Raw genomic sequence first — 19,439 nt, forward strand, 5'->3', positions numbered from 1 at the left:
CGGTGTGATCGATCGAGGCGCGCAACGGCCTCTCCCTTCTCCTCGGCGAGCCTGACCCCCCGGGCACAATCGTGCCTAGTATCGGAGTATGCGGGCGGGACGAGGAATTTCCGGGCTTCTGGCATTCGCGCTACTGCTGGTGTTGGCGGTGGTGACGGCGTGGGATCAGCAACCACGTGGTTTCCGCGCCGAATCGGCGCCCGCGGAGGTCTTCAGTGCCGAACGGGCGCAGCGCGTCATCGAGGAGATAGCCAAGGCCCCGCACGCGGTCGGCTCGGCCGAACACGCCCGGGTGCGTGATCATCTGGTCGCCGAACTGCGGAAGCTGGGACTGGCGGCCGAGATTCGGCGCGGCGTCGGCACCTACCCGGCCGGCCTGCGCACCCCCGAGGCCGCCTTCGCGGATGTCGCCAACATCGTCGCCACGCTGCCCGGCACCGATTCGACCGGCACGGTCTACCTGACCGCGCACTACGATTCGGTGACCTCGGGACCCGGCGCGAACGACGACAGCGTCGGCGTCGCGGCGATCATGGAGACTGTCCGCGCGCTGCGCGAGGGCGAGGACACGCTGCGCAACGACGTGGTGATCCTGCTGACCGACGCCGAGGAGCCCGGTCTGCTCGGCGCGGAGGCCTTCGTGGCGGCGGGCGGCTACGACAAGCGCGGCGCGGTGGTCAATCACGACGCCCGCGGCGCGAGCGGCCCGCCGCTGCTGTGGCGCATCACCCATCCCGACGGTCCGCTGATCCGCGCGGTGGCCCGGGCGCCGCACCCCAACACCGATTCCACGACCACCGCGGCCGCCGGCGCGGGCATCCCCAGCAGCACCGACTTCGTCTCCTTCGAATCGGGCGAGTTGCGGGTGCTGGATTGGGCTTTCGCGGGCAGCAGCGCCTACTACCACAATCGCGAGGACACCCCCGAGCACGTGAGCCTGCCCACGGTGCAGCAGCTGGGCGACAACACCCTCGCGCTGACAAGGGATTTCGGGCAGCGCGATTTCGGGGCCGACACCGACAGCTCCGACGCCGCCTACTTCCCACTGCCTTTCGGCGGCCTGGTCGTGGTCCCCGCGTGGGTGATCCTGGTGCTCGCGGCGCTGGCGACACTGGGCGCCTGCCTGCTGGTGTGGCACGTCCGGCGCAGCCGCGACGCGAGCCTGAAGGCGGTGCTCGGCGGTGCGGTGACGCTGCTGATCGCGATGCCGCTCGCGGTCGCGGCGACCTACGGGCTGTGGTGGGTGGTGCAGTGGATCCGCCCGGAGTACCGGGCCTCGCCGGTGGACCCGTACCGCCCGGAGTTCTTCCACACGGCGGTCCTGGTGCTGTCCGCGGCGGTCCTCGTCGGCTGGTATGCCCTCGCGCGCAAGCTGTTCGGGCCGAGCGGCACCGCGATCGGCCTGCTGCTGGGGGTGACGCTGCTGGGCGCGGGGCTGGCGCTGGTGTCGCCGCCCGCGGCACAGGTGCTGGTGGTGCCCGCGGCCGCCGCCGTGCTGGGGGTGGGCGCGAGCTTCGTCATCGGTGATCCCTGGCGACTGCCGGTGCTGACCCTGCTGCTGGCTCCGGCGGCCCTGTTCCTGGGTTCCACGGCCTGGGCCGGAGTGCAGACCGGTATGGTCACCGCCCCGTTCCTGACCGCGCCCGCGGTGGTGCTGCTGGGCGCGCTGCTGATGCTGACCCTGAGCCGCAGCCGGCCCGGCCGCCGCGGCTGGCTGATTCCCGGTGCGGCCGTGACGCTCACGGTCGCGCTGGTGGCCGCGGGACTGGCCGTGGACACCTTCGACGAGCGGCATCCCCGACTGTCGCAGATCATCTACGCCCTGGACGCCGACCGGGCGCAGGCGCGCTGGGTGTCGATGCTCGCCCCGGACTCGTGGTCGCGGGACTTCGTGCGCGACGGCGCGCCGGACGGCCCCTTCGGCGAGGTGGTCAAGAAGGCGGTCTCCTCGGGTGACGCTCCGGCACAGGCGCTTTCGGCGCCCGTCGCCCAGGTGGTCGCCGACCGGACCGAGGCGGGCAAGCGCACGGTGACCCTGCGGTTGCGGTCGACGCGCGGCGCCTATCGCCTGGATCTGCGCTGGCCGGACGGGGCGCTGGAGACGCTGAAGGTCCAGGGCCGCACGCCGGACACGATGCCCGAGTACGGATTCCGATTCTGGGCGCCGCCCGCCGACGGCGTCGAGGTGGAGTTGACCGCGCCCGCCGGGCCGCTGTCCCTGCGGCTGGTGGACTACACCTGGCTGCCGGACTCGGGCATCGAAGCCTTCGGCACGCCACCGCTGGACACCTACTTCCGGCAGGACAGCACGGCGGCGGTCTTCGTCACGGTGCCGGGTCTGTAGGTCCCCCGAACAGGTGCCGGCGCAGGTAGCGGCCGGTCGGGCTGCCGGGCGTTTCGGCGATCTGCCGGGGCGTTCCGGTGGCCACGATCCGGCCGCCCTCGGGCCCGCCGCCGGGTCCCATGTCGATGACGTGGTCGGCGTCGCCGATGAGATCCAGGTCGTGGTCGATGGCGACGATGGTGGCCCCGGCCCGCAGCAGCCGCTCGAACACCCCGACCAGGGTGCGCACGTCGCCGGGGTGCAGTCCGGTCGTCGGCTCGTCGAAGACGTAGAGCACACCGGTCTGGTCCGAGCGCAAACCGCCGGCCAGGCGCATCCGCTGGGCCTCGCCGCCGGACAGCGCGGGCGTGGGCTCGCCGAGCGCGAGGTAGCCGAGCCCGACCTCGCGCAGCGCCTGCAGCGGCGGGCCGACCCGCGCGACGCTCGCGTAGCGGTCCGCGGCGTCGGCGACGGTGAGGGCCAGGACGTCGGCGATGGTCAGGCCGTCCACCCGCGCCTCGAGCGTCTCGGCGTTGTACCGGGCGCCGTGGCAGGTCGGGCAGGTGATCGTCATGTCGGGCAGGTACTGCACGTCCAGCGACACCTCGCCGAGTCCGGCGCACACCGGGCACTGCCCGCCCTTGACGTTGTAGGAGAAACGGCCCGCGCCCCAGTGCCGTTCGCGCGCGAGCGGGGTGGCCGCGAACAGCGCGCGCAGCCCGTCGAACGCGCCGGAGTAGGTGGCCGGGGTGGAGCGGCTGTTGTTGCCGATCGGCGTCGAGTCGACCGTGACCACCCGGGTGAGACCCGCGCTGTCCAGTGCCGCAACGTGTTCGGGGAGTTCCCGCCCGCGTAGCACGCGGTCCAGAGCCGGTACCAGGCTCTCCAGGATGAGACTGGTCTTGCCGGATCCGGAGACGCCGGTGACCAGGGTGAGGCGCTCCAGCGGGATCCGCGCGGTCACCCCGTGCAGGGTGTAGAAGTCGCCGACGGTGATCTCCAGCCGGGGATCGGTGTCCCGCACCGGCCGGGCCCTGCGGGCGTGCGTCTCGGCCGCGCCCGACAGATAGGGCCCGGTGATCGAATTCGGGTCGGCGGCGAGTTCGGCGGCGGTGCCCCGGGCGATGACGCGGCCGCCCGCGCGGCCCGCCCCCGGTCCCATCTCGATGAGGTGGTCCGCCGCGCGCAGCAGATCGATCTCGTGATCCACCATGACCACCGAGTTGCCGTTGCCGACCAGGGCGCGGATGACCTCGCGCAGGCCCTCGACATTGGCCGGGTGCAGGCCGATCGAGGGTTCGTCGAGCACGTAGAGCATTCCGGTGGAACGGGTTTGCAGGGTCGAGGTCAGCTGGATGCGCTGGCGCTCCCCCGTCGACAGCGATTCGCCCGCGCGGTCCAGGCTCAGGTAGCCCAGCCCCAGGGTGCACAGCGGCTCGATCGCGCGCACGAACTCGGTGGTCAGCCGGGTGGCCAGACCGTGCATGTCGGCGGGCAGCGTATCGGCCAATGCGCGTGCCCAGGGCACCAATTCGGCCAGCGTCAGCGCGCTGGTCGCGGCGATGTCGTGGTCCCCGATCAGGGTGGTGAGCGCCTCGGGGCGCAACCGCGTGCCGTGGCAGGCCGGGCAGGTGTGCAGGGTGAAGAATTTGCTCAGCCGCTCGCGGGTGGTCTGGCTCGAGCTGTTGGCGAGCGAATGCCGCACCGCCGCACGGGCGTTCTCGTAGGTGCCGTTGAGTTCGGCGGCCCGCCCGGATTTGGTGGTGACCACCACGTGCCGCTTCTCGGCGGGCCCGTTCAGGACGATCTCGCGCTCGTGCGCGGTCAGCTCGCGATAGGGCACGTCGATGCGGACGCCGAGCTGTTCGGCGATCTGCGGCTGGAAGTCGCGCAGCGGGAGCTTCCACGGCGCGACCGCGCCGTCGGCGATCGACAGGTCCGGATTCGGGATCAGGGCGGCGTCGTCGATCTCCTCGACGGTGCCGAGGCCGCCGCAGCGCGGGCAGGCGCCGAAGCTGTCGAAGGCGAAGGACTCCGCGCCCGGCAGCTCGAACTCGCCGCCGCATTCGGGCAGGTCCACCCGGCCGCGCAGCGCGGCGTCCAGCGCCGGTGGCAGCCGGAAACCGGTGGGGCACAGGTGCGAACCGAGCCGCGAGTACATCAGGCGCAGCACGTTGTAGACCTCGGTCATGGTGCCGACGGTGCTGCGCCGTCCCGGGATCGGCGGGCGCTGGCGCAGGGCCAGGGTCGCGGGCAGGTAGTCGATCCGGTCCACGTCGGGGCGTTCGGCCTGGCTGATCCGGCGCCGCGTGTAGGTGGACAGCCCGCCGAGCAGGCGCTGATAGCCCTCGCCGTAGAGCACGTCCAGGGCGAGCGAGGACTTGCCCGAACCCGACAGCCCGGTGATCGCCACCCAGGACCAGAGCGGGATGTCGACGGTCAGGTCGTCGAGGTTGTGCACGCGCGCGCCGACCACGTGGATGGCCGCGGGCAGGTGCGCGGTGCTCATGCGCCGTGCCAGTGCCGGGTCAGGCCCCGGGCGATCTCGGTCAGCGGAATCGGCTGTGCCATACCGATATGCGTGGCCGCGACGGGGATGTCGGCGATGTCGCCGGTGACGTGGTCGCGCCAGCTCGCGGCGGGCCGCCGGTCACCCGCGGCGACGGTCGCGGTGAAGTGCACCAGGTTCCCGCGATAGCGGCCGCCGGGCCGGCCGGTCACGGGCCGGGTGAGAGCGGCGGTGGCGCGCTCGACCATCTCGGGCGGGAAGCTCTCGGCCGCGCGCGTCAGCTCCGCCATGCCGTGCAGTTCGGCCCACGCCGCCGCGGTGTCCCGCGGATCGAGCACCGTGCCGCCGTCGTCCGCGGCACTGTCCATCATGGCCAGCAGCGCGACCTCCGCACCCTGATCCTGGAGCCGGACGGCGATCTCGTGCGCGATGCGCCCGCCGAGCGACCAGCCCAGCAGCCGATACGGTCCGGCCGGGCGCACGCGCAGGATCTCGTCCACGTAGCGGGCCGCGTAGTCGTGCAGGCTGTCGTACGGCTCCCCGGCGCCGAGCACCCAGGGATCCTGCAGGCCATACAGCGCGACCGCGGGGTCGAGCCGGTCGAGCAGTCCGGCGTAGGGCCAGGCCAGGCCGCCGCCGGGATGCACGCAGAACAGGATGTCGCCGTCGGTGCGGCGCAGCGGCAGCAGGACCTCGTAGGACTCGTTGGCGCGGGGGTGAATCGAGCCCGCGGAATCGTCGAGTCGCTCGGCCAGCTCGCGCACCCGGGGGGCTTCGAAGAGATCGCGCAGGGCGACTCCGCCGTCGAGCCGCGCGATGACCCGGGCGGCGCCCAGGGAATTGCCGCCGAGCGCGAAGAACTCGTCGTTCAGTCCCACACGGTCGAGGCCGAGGACCTCGGCGTAGGCGGCGGCGACCCGGCGTTCGGCCGGGCGCACCGGTGCCAGGTAGTCCGAGCGGACCGGCGCCGGGGCGGGCAGGGCGGCTCGATCGATCTTGCCGTTGGCGCGCAGGGGCAGGCGGTCGAGCACGATCACGGTGGGGCGCAGGTAATCCGGCAGCTGCCGCGCCGCGAGGGCGGTCAGCTCGCCGGGGTCGAGGGCGCGGCCGGGCTCGGGCACCGCGTAGGCCGTCAGGGCCGCACCCGCGGGGCCGTCGGTGCGGACGGCGAGGATCTGCGCCACGCCGGGTGCGCGGGACAGGACCGCCTCGATCTCACCGGGTTCGACCCGCATGCCGCGAATCTTGACCTGGAAGTCGCCGCGGCCCCGGTAGCGCAGCTCGCCGGTGTCGGTCCAGGACACGAGATCGCCGGTGCGGTACAGCCTTTCGCCGGGCGGGCCGAAGGGGTCCGGGACGAAGCGGGTTGCCGTGCCCGCGGGCCTGCCGAAGTAGCCGCGCGCCACTCCGGGGCCGCCGATGTACAGCTCGCCGACGGCGCCGACGGGCAGCGGGCGCAGGGCGCGGTCCAGGACGTAGCAGCGGGTGCCCACGGCGGGGCCGCCGATGGTGATCGGGGCGCTGCCGTCGAGCGCCCCGCTGACGGTGCTGACGACGGTGGTCTCGGTGGGGCCGTAGGCGTTGACGAGGCGGCGCCCGGCACCCCAGGTCGCCGCGACGGCCGGCGGGCAGGCTTCGCCGCCGGTGACGACCACCGCTAGGTCGGGCAGGTCCGCGGCGGGGGTGCAGGCCAGCACCCCGGGCGTCACGACGGCGTGTGTCACCCGTTCGCGCCGCAGCAGTTCGGCGAGCTCGGGGCCGGCGTAGACCCCGGGCGGGGCGATGATCAGGGTGGCGGCCGCGTCCGCGGCCAGCACCAGTTCCCACACCGAGACGTCGAAACTCGGTGCGGCGACGCACAGTACCCGCGCGGTGCGCTCGGCGCCGATGCAGCGCGCCTGGGTGGCGGCCATGTTCGCGAGCCCGGCGTGCGACACGACCACGGCCTTGGGGACGCCGGTCGAGCCCGAGGTGTGGATGACGTAGGCGGCGTTGCCGGGGCGCGCGTCCCGGGCCGGGGACGGCGGCTGTTCGGGTTCCGGACCGGATGCCGCGCCGTCCGGATCCAGGATCAGCACCTCGAGGTTCGGCAGCGTGTCGAAGACCGCGCGCTCGGCGGCGGTGGTGAGCACGACGCGGGCGCCGGTCGCGGCGAGCATCGCCGACAGGCGCGCGGGCGGCGCGGCGGGATCCAGCGGCATGAAGGCGGCGCCGGATTCGGTGATGCCCCAGAGGGCCGCCGCCCAGGCCACCGAGCGCGATATCCCCAGGGCCACCACGTCTTCGGGGCCGATGCCGCGGGCCCGCAACCGCCGGGCCAGCCGTTGTGCCCGCGCGTCCAGCTCGCGGTAGGTCAGGGCGATCTCGCCGCACCGCAGCGCCTCGGACTCGGCCGCACGGCGTACGGCCGCGTCCAGCAGGTCCGGCAGCAGCAGATCGACCTCGCCGGTCTCGGTGCGATTCCATTCGCGCACGACCAGCCGGTGTTCGTGCGGGCCCAGGATGCCCAGGCGAGCGGTCGGGCGATGCGGCGCGGCGGCGGCGGACTCCAGCAGGCGCCGGTAGCGGCCGAGCAGGGCGGTGACGGTGCCGTGGTCGAAGAGCTCGGTCGCGTACTGCAGGTCGATCCGGAGGCCGGAATCCACCGGGGTGCAGACGAATTCGAGATCGAAGCGCGCGGTGGTGATCGGCGCGGGCACGGGCTCCGCGCGCAGGCCGGGTAGTCGCAGCCCGATCGGGTCCAGGTTCTGCAGCGCCAGCACGACCTGGAAGAGCGGGTGGCGCGCGCGGGAACGCGGTGGATCCAGGGCCTCGACCACCCGGTCGAAGGGCAGTTCGGCGTGGGCGAAGGCCGCCAGATCCGCCTCCCGCACGCGCGTCAGCAGCGACGAGAACGACTCGGCCGCATCGACTTCCACGCGCAGGGCCAGGGTGTTGACGAACATGCCGACCAGATCGTCGAGCGCGGCCGCGCCCCGGCCTGCCACCGCGGTGCCGATGGTGATGTCGTCGCCGCCGGACCATGCCGACAGCAGCAGGGCCAGCCCGGCGTGCAGGGTCATGAAGAAGGAGGCGTCGTGCTGTTCGGCCAGGTCCCGCAGCGCGGTGACGGTGGATTCGGGAACGACGCAGGTGACGGTGCGGCCGTGCGTCGCGGCCACCGCCGGGCGGGGGCGATCGACGGGCAGGCCGAGGTCGGCCGGCGCCTGGGCGAGAGTGGTTGTCCAGTAGTCGAGTTGGCGACTGTGCTCGGACAGCGGATCGTCGGCGGCGCCGAGCACCTCGCGCTGCCATCGGGCATAGTCGGCGTACTGCACCCCGAGCGGTGCGCGGTCGGGCCGTTCGCCGCGTGTCGCCGCCGCGTAGCCCTCCCCCAGATCGCGGGCCAGCGGGGCGAGCGAGTAGCCGTCCGCGTTGGCGTGGTGCACGACGAAGACCAGCAGCCACTCGCGCGGTTCGCCCGCACCCTCGCCCACCGCGAACAGGGCGCAGCGCACGGGTACTTCGGCGGTGAGATCGAAAGGCGCCGCGCAGATTTCGGTGATCCACGCGTCGGCGTCGAAGGTGTCGCAGCGGTGGACGGCCACGTCGCCGAGCACCGAACCGGCCGGGACCACCCGCTGCTCGCCGACGCCGTCGCGTTCGGGGTAGTACGTCCGCAGCGCCTCGTGCCGGTCCACCACGTAGTGCAGCGCCGCTCGCAGCGCGGCGTGGTCCAGTGTTCCGGTCAGGCGCAGCACGAGCTGGATGTTGTAGGCCGGGGAGTCCGGATCGAGGCGGTTCAGCAGCCACAGGCGCTGCTGCGCGAAGGACAGCGGCGTCCGCTCGCCCCGCTCCCCCGCCCGCGGTTCCGGCCGGGCCGGGTGCGGTGAATCCGACAGGCGCGCGGCCAATCCCGCGACCGTCGGCGCGTCGAAGACCTCCCGGACCGGCACCCCGGCGCGCAGCGCGGCGCCGATCCGGGCCGCGACGCGGGTGGCGCTGAGCGAGTTGCCGCCCAGCCGGAAGAAGTCGTCATCCAGGCCGACCCGCTCCACCCCCAGCACCTCGGCGAAGGCTCGCGCCACCGCGCGTTCGGCCGCGGTGACCGGCTCCCGGAAGGGCTCGGTCTCCGCCGCGGGCGCGGGCAGCGCGGCCCGGTCGAGCTTGCCGTTCACGGTCAGCGGCAGGTGCTCGCAACACGCGATGGCCGATGGCATCAGGTACCCCGGAAGCTGACGGGACAGCATGGTGCGCAACCGGATCGGGTCGAGCTTCACCCCGCGCGCGGGCGTGGCGTACGCGACGATCCGGGGTTCGCCGGGATCGTCCGCCCGCACCAGTGCGGCCGCCTGGGCGACACCGGGCAGGCTCGCCAGCGCGGCCTCGATCTCGCCGAGCTCGATGCGCTGCCCGCGTACCTTGACCTGGGAATCGGTGCGGCCGAAGAAGATCAGGGCGCCGTCGGCGCGCCTGCGCACCGCGTCGCCGGTGCGATACATGCGGCCCGGGGCGAACGGATCGGGCAGGAAGCGCCCGGCGGTCAGGCCGGGCCGCGCGCAGTATCCGCGCGCCACACCGGGACCCGCCACGTAGAGTTCGCCGATCACGCCGTCGGGCACGAGCGCCAGCCGGTTGTCGAGCACGTAGCAGCGCATACCGGCGGCGGGCCCGCCGATGGTCACGGGCCGATCCGGGCCCAGCGGCGCGCTGATGGTGGCGACGATGGTGACCTCGGTGGGCCCGTAGGCGACGAGCAGCTCACGCCCGGCGGCCCAGCGCGCGGCCACCCCCGGCGCCACCACCTCGCCCCCGGTCACCACGGTGCGCAGAATCGGTGCGCCCCCGGCTGTTTCGAGCGTGTCCGGGTCCATGGTGGCCAGCACCGCCGGCGTGATGAACGCGTGCGTGACCCGCGCCGCGGACAGCAGCGCCGCGAGCTCCGCACCCCCGTACACGTCCGGCGGCGCGATAACGAGCGTCGCCCCCGCCCCCGTCGCGAGCAGGACCTCCCACAGCGAGGCGTCGAACCCCGGCGAAGCGAGTTGCAGGACACGGGAATCCGCCCCGACCCCGCAGTGCTCGTCCTGCGCCGCGAGCATGTGCGCCAGGCCCGCGTGGGTGACGACCACGCCCTTGGGCGCCCCGGTGGATCCGGACGTGAACAGCACGTACGCGGCATCCGCCGGATGGATCGGCCGACGCCGGTCCGCGTCGGTGACGGGCTCGGTGGACGCCGGCGTCCGAGCGGCCCCGGCGACGCCGGGCACGGCGCCACCGGTAGATACGTCGGGCATGTCGGGCGCGTCGCCCGCGTGGGCCCGACCGGCCGAGCCGGGCGAATCCGCCGGAACGACCCGGACAGCCGACAGGGACAGGCCGGCCGAAACAGCCGGAACGGCAGAGTTCGTACGACCACGCGGGGCAACCGAGTCGGCCGGAGCAGCCGAGCGGGCGAGCTCAGCCAGGGCCGCCGGGTCTGCCATGTCGGACAGATAGGCCGAGTCCGCCGGGTCTGCCGCGTCGGCCATGGCGGCCGAATCCGCCAGCGCAGCCGAGCAGGTCGGTTCTGTTGTGGCAGCAGAGTCACCCAAGGCAGCCGAATCCGCCTGATCAGCCGGGGCCGCGGGGACTGCCGGGACGGGATCGTGGACCACCAGCCAAGGGAGGTCGGGGAGTTCGTGGCGGGTGGCGGCGGTGGTCAAGCCGAGGGCCGCGGACGAATCCGCGAGCATGCCGGTGATGCGGTGGGACGGGTGGGCCGGATCGACCGGGAGGTAGGCCGCGCCGGTCTTGGCCACCGCCCACAGGGCGACCAGCCAGGCGGGCGACCGGCGCATCGCGACGGCGACCACGTCGCCGGGGCCGATGCCGCCGCCGATCAGTAGGCGGGCCAGACGATTCGCGTGTTCGTCCAGTTCGCGGTAGGTCAGGGTGGTCGCGCCGTACACCAGGGCACGGGACTCCGGTGCGTGGGCCACCGTCCGGGCGAGTATCTCGGGCAGGGTGATCGGGGCGGGGTTCGCGGTGTTCACGGCGACCCGGGGCAGGCGGCGGCGTTCCCGGGGCGAGAGCACGTCCACGGTGTGGATCGGGCGGTCGGGGCGGGCGGCCACGGCGGTGAGCGTTCGCTCGAATCGTTCGAGCAGTCCCCGGGTGGTCTCGGAGTCGAACAGCGCGGTGTCGTAGCGCAGCGTCACCGTGAGGCCCGAATCATGCTCCGCCAGTTCGAATTCCAGATCGAAGCGGATGGCGTGGGCGGGGGTGGTGAGCGTCTCCACCCGCACGCCGGGCAGGCGCAGTTCGGGCACCTCGAAGTTCCGGAAGGACAGCGCCACCTGGAACAGCGGATGCCGGGCCGCCGAGCGCGGCAGCCGCAGCGCCTCCACGATGTGCTCGAACGGGGTGTGCGCGTGCGCGAGCGCGTCCAGGTCCACCGCGCGCACCCGGTCCAGGTGCGCGGCGAAGGACGCGTCGGGATCGACGGCCACCCGCAGCGGCACGGAGTTGACGAACATGCCGACCAGATCGTCCAGGCCGGGCGCGGACCGGCCCGCGGTGGGCGTGCCGATCACGATGTCACCGGTGCCGGACAGCTTCGCCAGCAGCACCGCGAGCGCGGCATGGGTCACCATGAACATCGACGCGCGATGGGCGGTGGCCAGCGCGCGCAGCCGTGCCGTCATCGGCTGCGGCAGTGTCGTTTCGACGCTCGCGCCCACATGCGCGGCGATGTCCGGGCGGGGGCGGTCCAGCGGCAGCGGCAGTTCCAGCGGCGCGTCCGCGAGCACCGCGCGCCAGTACGTGAGCTGCCGTGCCAGTTCCGAATCGGGGTCGTCGGGCCGGCCGAGCGCGCGGTGCTGCGCGCGGGTGTGGTCGGCGTACCGCGTGCCGAGAACGGGCCAGTACGGCGTCGTGCCGGTGGTCCGCGCGGCGTACGCCGCGGCGAGATCGCGGGCGAGCGGGGCCAGGGAGAAGCCGTCCGCGTTCACGTGGTGCACCACCAGGGCCAGCACCCATTCCGAACGGTGCGCGGCGTCCCCCGAGGCGTCGACCGCGAAGAGCCTGGCCCGCACCGGCGGGGCGGCGGCGAGGTCGAAGGGCTGTGCCTCGAAGGTGGCCAGCGCGCGTTCGAGGCGGGCGGGCGGGATGCGGCGGATGTCCATCGCGCCGACGTCCTCCTGCGCCACCGCCTGATACGGCACGCCCTCGTGCTCGGGGAAGTAGGTGCGCAGCGGCTCGTGCCGCTGCACCACATCGGCCACCGCCGCCGCCAGCGCGGCCACGTCCAGCGCGCCGCCCAGCCGCACGGCCAGCAGAATGTGGTACGCCGCGCCCGCTCCGCTCCGGTCCAGCAGCCAGATCCCCTGCTGTGCGAACGACAGCGGAACCCGTTCCGGCCCTGTACCGTCCGGTTCCGGATCGGGCGATCCGGGCTCACCGGCGGGCCGCGCGGCCCGCCGGTCGTCGAGCAGCCGGGCCAGTCCCGCAACCGTGGGCTCGTCGAAGAGGTCGCGCGGTTCCACCGTCGCCGCGCCCGCGAGTTCGGTGCGCAGCAGGCTCACCGCGCCGGCCGCGCTGAGGGAGTTGCCGCCGAGCGCGAAGAAGTCGTCGGCCCGGCCGGCCCGGTCGGCGGCGAGGGCCCGGGCGAACACGCGCGCGACGAGTTCCTCGGTGGGCGTTGCGGGTTCGTCGAACACCGCCCGCGCGGCCTCGGGCGCGGGCAGGGCGGCGCGATCGAGTTTGCCCGCCGGGGTGAGCGGCAGGTGGTCGAGTATGCGCACCTGGGCCGGCACGTGCTGCGCCGGTAGGCGTCGCGCGAGGACGGCGCACAGCCCCTCGGTGTCGACGGTCGCGCCGGGCACGGGCACCACGTAGCCGAGGAGTTCGGGCCCCGCGGCGCCGGGGCGCACCACCACCGCGGCCGCGGCCACTTCGGGCGCCGCCGACAGCGCGGCCTCGACCTCGCCGGGCTCCAGCCGCACCCCGTGCACCTTGACCTGGAAGTCGTTGCGCCCGTGGTAGTCCAGCTCGCCGTCGGCGCGCCGGGCACCGAGATCGCCGGTGCGGTACATGCGCGTACCGGGCGCGCCGAAGGGATCGGGCACGAAGCGCGCGCCGGTCTGCCCGGGCCGATGGGCGTACCCGCGCGCCACCCCGGCGCCCGCCACGTAGATCTCGCCGACGACACCGGGCGGGACCGGGCGCAAACGCGCGTCCAGCACGCGGATCCGGGCGCCGACGACGGGATCGCCGATCGGGACCGGTCCCGCCCCGGAGCGCAGCGGGCGGGTGACGGTGGCCCAGATGGTGGCCTCGGTGGGCCCGTAGGCGTTCACGAAGCACCGGTCCGCGGACCACCGGGCGGTCAGCTCCGGCGGGCAGGTTTCCCCGCCGGTGGCCAGCAGCCGCAGGTCCGGCAGATCCCCCTCCGGCAGGGTCGCCAGTACGCGCGGCGTCAGCAGGGCATGCGTAACGCGCTCTCCGGCAAGGAAATCGAACAGCTCGAAGCCCGCGTACGCGGCGGGCGGCGCGATCACCAGCGCGCCACCCGCCCCCAGCGCCTGCAGCAGTTCCCAGATCGAGGCGTCGAACGCCGGTGAGGCGACCGCGAGCACCCGGGCGCGCGGGTCGGCGTCGCAGCGCTGCGCCTGGGTGACCACCACGTTCGCCAGTCCGGCGTGCGTCACGCACACGGCCTTGGGAATTCCGGTGGAGCCCGAGGTGTAGATCAAATAGGCCGGATGGGTCAGTCGCAACGGGCGGATCCGGTCGGCGTCGGTGACGGGCTCGTCGCAGCCGTCGAGCTCGTCGAAGTCGACGGCGAGCCAGGAACCGCCGGGCAGGTCCGGCAGCTCGGCGCCGGGGCCGGTGAGCCCGAGGCGAACCTCGGAATCGGTGAGCATGAGGCGCACGCGCTCGGCGGGTGCGCCCGGGTCGAGCGGCAGCGCCGCCGCGCCCGCCTGCGCGACCGCGCACATCGCCACGACCCATTCGAGGGAGCGGGGCAGCGCCACCGCCACGACGTCCTCCGGCCCGGCCCCCAGCGCTATCAGCCTGCGCGCCAAATGGTTCACGCGCGGAAGCAGCTCGCCGTAGGTGAGCGTGCGGTCCCCGCACACCACCGCGGTGGCCCCCGGCGCGTACGCCGCGGCCCGGGTCAGCAGGTGCGGCAGCGGCGCGGGCACCGCCTCGCCCTCGTCGTCGCGCTCCCGCAGCGCCGCCCGCTCGGCGGCCGAGAGCAGGTCGATGTCGCCCACCGGCACGCTCGAATCCCGGGCCAGCTGGTCGAACACCCGGACCGCGCGTTCGGCGAGGGCCGCCATGTCCGCGGCCTCGAACAGCTCGGTGGCGTAGTCCAGGGTCAGCGTCAGCCCCGCCGCCGATTCGACGACGGTGAACTCCAGATCGAACTTGGCCACCGGCACCGCGAGGCCGATCGTATCTGCCTGCAGCCCGGGCAGTTCGAACGCGACCGTCTCGCCGGACCGCACCGACAGCATCACCTGGAACAGCGGGTGCTGGGCGGGGGTGTGCGGCACGCCTGCCGCCCGCACGACCCGCTCGAACGGCACCTCGCCGTGCGCGAAGGCCGCGAGGTCGATGTCGCGCACCCGGGACAGCAACGCGTCGCCGGACTCCGAGCCGTCCACCGGAACGCGCAGGACCAGGGTGTTGACGAACATGCCGATGAGATCGTCCAGCCGCGCGTCCCCGCGCCCAGCCACCGGGGTGCCCAGGGCGATGTCGGCGCCGCCGGAGACCCGGGCCAGCAGGGCGGCCAGACCCGCGTGCGCGACCATGAACAGGGTCGCGCCGTGCCGCCGCGCGAGGTCGCGCAGCCCGTGCACGATGTGCTCGGGCAGCTCGGCGGTGACCCGCGCCGCCCGCCGCGTACCCCGGCCGCGACGCGAACGATGCGGCGGCAGTGCCGATTCCGGCGGCAGACCGCCGAGCACGCCGCGCCAGTAGCCGAGTTGCCGGGACAGTTCCGAATCCGGATCGGACTCGTCCCCGAGCAGTTCGCGCTGCCACAGCGTGTAGTCGGCGTACTGCACCGGCAGCGGGTTCCACTCCGGCGCGGAGCTGCGCAGCCGGGCCCGGTAGGCGGTCGCCAGATCGCGCGCGAACGGGGCCAGCGACATGCCGTCGGCGACGATGTGATGCGCCAGCACGAGCAGGACATGCTGTTCGGATTGCGGGCCGAGCACCCGGAGCAGGCGCAGGCGCAGCGGCGCCTCGTGCGCCAGATCGAAACCGGCGCGGACGAATTCGCGCAGTTCGTGCTCGACAAGCGCGGCGTCGATCGGCTCCGGGGACAGCGGGTTCACCACGGCGCCGGCCGGCGCCAGTCGCTGGCGGACGCCGCCGTCGGACTCGGCGAACACGGTGCGCAGCGCTTCGTGCCTGCCGACGACGTCGGTCAGGGCGGCGGTCAGCGCGCTGACGTCGAGGGCTCCGGTCAGGCGCAGGCCGAGCGGCATGTTGTAGGCCGGCGACGCCGGGTCCAGGCGGTTGATCAGCCAGAGCCGCCGTTGCGCGTACGACAGCGGCACCCGGTCGGGGCGGGGGCGCCGGGCCGGGCGCGTGCGCTCGGCCAAGAGTTCACGGGCGCCGACACGTTCGGCGAAACCGGCGACCGTGGGGGCTTCGAACAGATCGCGCACCCCGGCCTCCACGCCCAGGGCCGCACCCACCCGCGCGGCGACCACGGCCGCGCTGAGCGAATCCCCGCCGAGCGCGAAGAAGTCCTCGTCCAGGCCGATGCGGGCGACGCCGTCCGCGGGCACGGCGGGCAGGTCCGCGAACGCCGCCGCGACCGCCTTCTCCGCCGCAGTGACGGGGGCGCGGTAGACGACGGCGGGCGCGACGGGAGCGGGCAGCGCCCGCCGGTCCACCTTGCCGCTCGGGGACAGCGGGAAGCGGTCGAGCAGGATGATGGTGGGCACCATGTACGCCGGAAGCCGTTGCGCGGCAGCCACTTCCAGTTCGCGCGTGGTGAGCAGGAAGCCGGGCTCCGGCATGGCGTAGGCGACGATGCGCGGGGCGGACGCCGCGCCGTGCAGCACCACCACCGCCTGGGCGACGCCGGGGCAGTCGGCGAGCACGGCTTCGATCTCGCCGAGTTCGATGCGCAGGCCGCGCACCTTCACCTGCGCGTCGGCGCGGCCGTGGAAGACCAGGTCGCCCGCGGCGTCCCCGGTCACCAGGTCGCCGGTGCGGTAGAGCCGCGCGCCGGAATCGCCGAACGGGTCCGCCACGAAACGGGCGGCGGTGAGCGGGAATCGGGCGAGGTAACCGCGCGCGAGCCCCGGACCGCCCAGGTAGAGCTCGCCCACCACGCCCGGCGGCACCGGTCGCAGCCAGGGGTCCAGGACGTGGGCGCGCACGCCGGGAACGGGCGCGCCGAGGGTGATCGGGCGGTCCGGCGCCATCGGGCCCAGGTGCGTGACGATGCTGGCCTCGGTGGGCCCGTACGCGTTGACCAGGGTGCGCCCGCGCGCCCACGCGGCCACCACGGACTGCGGGCAGGCCTCGCCGCCGGTGGCGAGCAGGCGCAGCTCGCCCAGCCCGGCGGGATCGGTGGCCGCCAGGACGGCCGGGGTGAGGAACGCGTGCGTAATGCGCTCGCGCCGCAGGAATTCGGCGAGCCGGGGACCCGCGTAGACGTCGTCGGGCGCGATGACCAGGGTGGCGCCGGTGGTGGCGAAGAGCAGCTCCCACAGCGAGGCGTCGAAGGTCGGCGCGGCACCGCACAGCACCCGGTCGCCGGGCCTGGCGGGCAGCAGGGCGGACCGCGCGGCGCAGAGATTCGCCAGACCGGCGTGGGTCACCGCGACGCCCTTGGGGGTTCCGGTGGAGCCCGAGGTGTAGATGACGTAGGCCGGGTGCGCGGGGTGCGCGGGCCGGGGGCGGTCGGCGTCGGTGACGGGCCGGGTTCCGGACCCGGTGTGGTTCCGCACCAGCTCGGCCAGGTCGAGCCAGTCCCGGCCCGAGCGCACCGCGTCGGTCAGTTCCGCTGCGCCGGTGTCGATTCCGACTCGTACGTCGGATTCGTCGAGCTGCGCCCGCACCCGCTCGGCGGGATGGGCCGGATCGATCGGCAGGTAGGCGGCGCCGGCGGCGAGCACGCCCCGGATCGCGATCAGCCAGTGCACGCTCCGGCGCGCCGGGACGGCCACCACGTCGCCCGGCCCGATGCCCCGCTCGCACAGCCTGTGCGCCAGGGTATTCGAGAGCTCGTCCCAGCGCGCGCCGTCCAGCGCGGTGTCACCGTGGACCACCGCCGGGTCCGCGTCGTGGCGCGCGGCCGCGGCGAACAGGTCCGGGAGCAGGACGGGTTCCACCGCGTCACCGCGCGTCTCCGCGCGCAGCCCGCGCGCCTCCGCCTCGGACAGCAGCCCGATCCGCGCGACCGGGGTGTCCGGACCGGCCGCGACGAAGTTGCCCAGGAACAGCAGGAAGCGATCGAGCAGCTCGCCGAGCTCGGTCCGGTCGTATCGGTCGGGATTGCCGAGCAGGTCGACCGACAGCCCGTCCGCGGCGCCCGCGCGGTACAGATTGAAGTGGAGGTCGGCGACCGATCCGGAAGCGAGAATGCGGTATTCGCCGATCGCCTCCCCGAAGCGGCCGGTGCGATCGAAGAACATCAGGTTCACGGTCGGGCCCGCCACCTGGTCCGCGCCGATGCCGAGCTCGCGGCGCAGCTCCTCGAAGCGATAGCGCTGATGGCGCAGTCCCCCGGTGATGTCGCGCGCGGCCGCGGCGACGAGGTCGCGCACCGTCACCGCGCCCGCGCAGCACAACCGGATGGGCAGCACGTTGGCGAGCATGCCGCCCGACTTCTTCAACACCGCGGTGGTGCGCGCCGAGGCCGCCAGCCGCACCAGGGGTTCGACGTCACCCGTGGTGCCCGCGCGGAACGCGCAGATCGCCGCGACCAGCACCTGCGCGGGACTCGCGTCGCACTGCGCGGCACGCTTTTCCAGCTCCCGCCAGTGCGCCGGGGACAGCGCGCCGGCGGCCCGCAGCGCCGCGGGCACCGGCGCTCGACCGCGGCGCACGCGCGCCGGGCCGGGCGCGGGCAGCGGTGCGTTCCAGTCCGCGAAGCGCTCCCGCCAGTACTCGCGGTCGGCGAGAAAGCGTGCCGAGGCACGATATTCGACGTCGGCGGCCTGGATGCGGGCCGGGGACAGCCCGCCGAAGGGCTCGGGCTCGGACTCCGCCAGTAGCGCGTCGTACCACTGCCCGATCCGCGCGATCAGGCTCAGGCCGCCGTAACCGTCGATGGCCACGTGGTGCATCTGCCCGTACCAGATGTGATGGCCGGGCCCGATCCGCAGCAGCGCGGCCGCCCAGAGCGGTGCGTCGAGCAGGTCGATCGCGCACCGGTGCCGCCGATTCATCCAGTCCAGCGCGGCCGCACGCGGATCCGGTTCCCCCGAGCAGTCCACGTGTTCGAGACGGCCGCCGATATCGGCCGCCATCCACTGGTACGGCCGCCCGTCCACCTGTCCGATGCGTAGCCGGCCGACGCCGAATTCCTCGAAGGCCCGGTGCGAGGCAACGTCGAAGAGATCGGCGTCCAGCGCACCGCGCAGTTCCAGGTAGTGCGCCTGCCCGGGCAGCGCGCGCGGGCGGTGGCCGGTGGCGTCGTCGGCGCGCCCGATATCGTCGGCGAGCCACAATTCCATTTGCGCCCTGGACAATTCGAACGGCACGGCGTGGAGAACATCCGGAGAATCGGCGAGCACTGTCCCTCCCGGAGTCGAGACCTGCGGAAAAACGCCGGGCGAGTTCGATGTACGCGCCCGTGATTGCGGACAGTACCGCAAGTTTGCTGAAAGTCTGCTGCCATTCGGTCCGCGCCGCAGGTGGACGAATGATCAGGCAGCGGGCGGCGCCGATCACCCTGCAGCCCAACGACAGCCGTAAAGCCGGAGTCGGCCGCGCCGCACGGAACTCGAAATAGCCGGTGGGACGCCACACTTCACCCCGGACAGCGAAACGGCGGCCGCCCCGAAGGACGACCGCCGTTCGACGGCAGCGGGCGGATCAGCCGGTGATCGACTCCCGATCGTCGGCGGTGTGCGGCCGGGTGCCCCAGCCCACGTGGGCCTCGGCGCGCATGCGCTCCACCATGTGCGGGTAGTGCAGCTCGAATGCCGGTCGCTCCGAACGGATCTGGGGCAGCTCGTAGAAGTTGTGGCGCGGCGGCGGGCAGGTGGTCGCCCACTCGAGGGAGTTGCCGTAGCCCCACGGATCGTCCACGGTCACGACCTCGCCGTAGCGGTAGGACTTGAAGACGTTCCACACGAACGGCAGCATCGAGGCGCCGAGGATGAAGGCGCCGATGGTCGAGATCGTGTTGAGCAGCGTGAACCCGTCGGTGGGCAGGTAGTCCGCGTAGCGGCGCGGCATGCCCTCGTTGCCCAGCCAGTGCTGCACCAGGAACGTGGTGTGGAAACCGACGAAGGTCGTCCAGAAGTGCCACTTGCCCAGGCGCTCGTCCATCATGCGACCGGTCATCTTCGGGAACCAGAAGTAGATGCCGGCGAACGTCGCGAACACGATCGTGCCGAACAGCACGTAGTGGAAGTGCGCGACCACGAAATAGGTGTCGGACAC

The 19,439-nt window shown here is 73.6% G+C and carries 4 protein-coding genes; 1 reads left to right on the forward strand and 3 read right to left on the reverse strand.

Annotation, left to right across the window (positions count from 1 at the left end):
- Positions 1-88: 88 nt before the first annotated feature.
- Positions 89-2,344, forward strand: coding sequence for a M20/M25/M40 family metallo-hydrolase (locus ACWDOP_RS05390; protein WP_456344044.1), 2,256 nt, complete (start codon positions 89-91; stop codon positions 2,342-2,344).
- Here the strand turns inward: ACWDOP_RS05390 and ACWDOP_RS05395 are convergent.
- The 3 genes from ACWDOP_RS05395 to ACWDOP_RS05405 all read right to left on the reverse strand — a co-directional run.
- Complete coding sequence (locus ACWDOP_RS05395; protein ID WP_456344045.1) at positions 2,325-4,832, reverse strand: excinuclease ABC subunit UvrA; 2,508 nt, start codon at positions 4,830-4,832, stop codon at positions 2,325-2,327. The two genes, ACWDOP_RS05390 and ACWDOP_RS05395, sit on opposite strands and share 20 nt — an antisense overlap.
- Positions 4,829-18,505, reverse strand: a complete 13,677-nt coding sequence (locus tag ACWDOP_RS05400; protein ID WP_456344046.1) for an amino acid adenylation domain-containing protein — start codon at positions 18,503-18,505, stop codon at positions 4,829-4,831. The genes ACWDOP_RS05395 and ACWDOP_RS05400 overlap by 4 nt, the downstream gene beginning before the upstream one ends.
- 361 nt (positions 18,506-18,866) lie before the next feature.
- Positions 18,867-19,439 (reverse strand): cytochrome c oxidase subunit I (locus ACWDOP_RS05405; RefSeq protein ID WP_456344047.1); only part of this gene is annotated, 573 nt, incomplete at its 5' end.

The sequence above is a fragment of the Nocardia sp. NPDC003693 genome, from assembly GCF_053981095.1.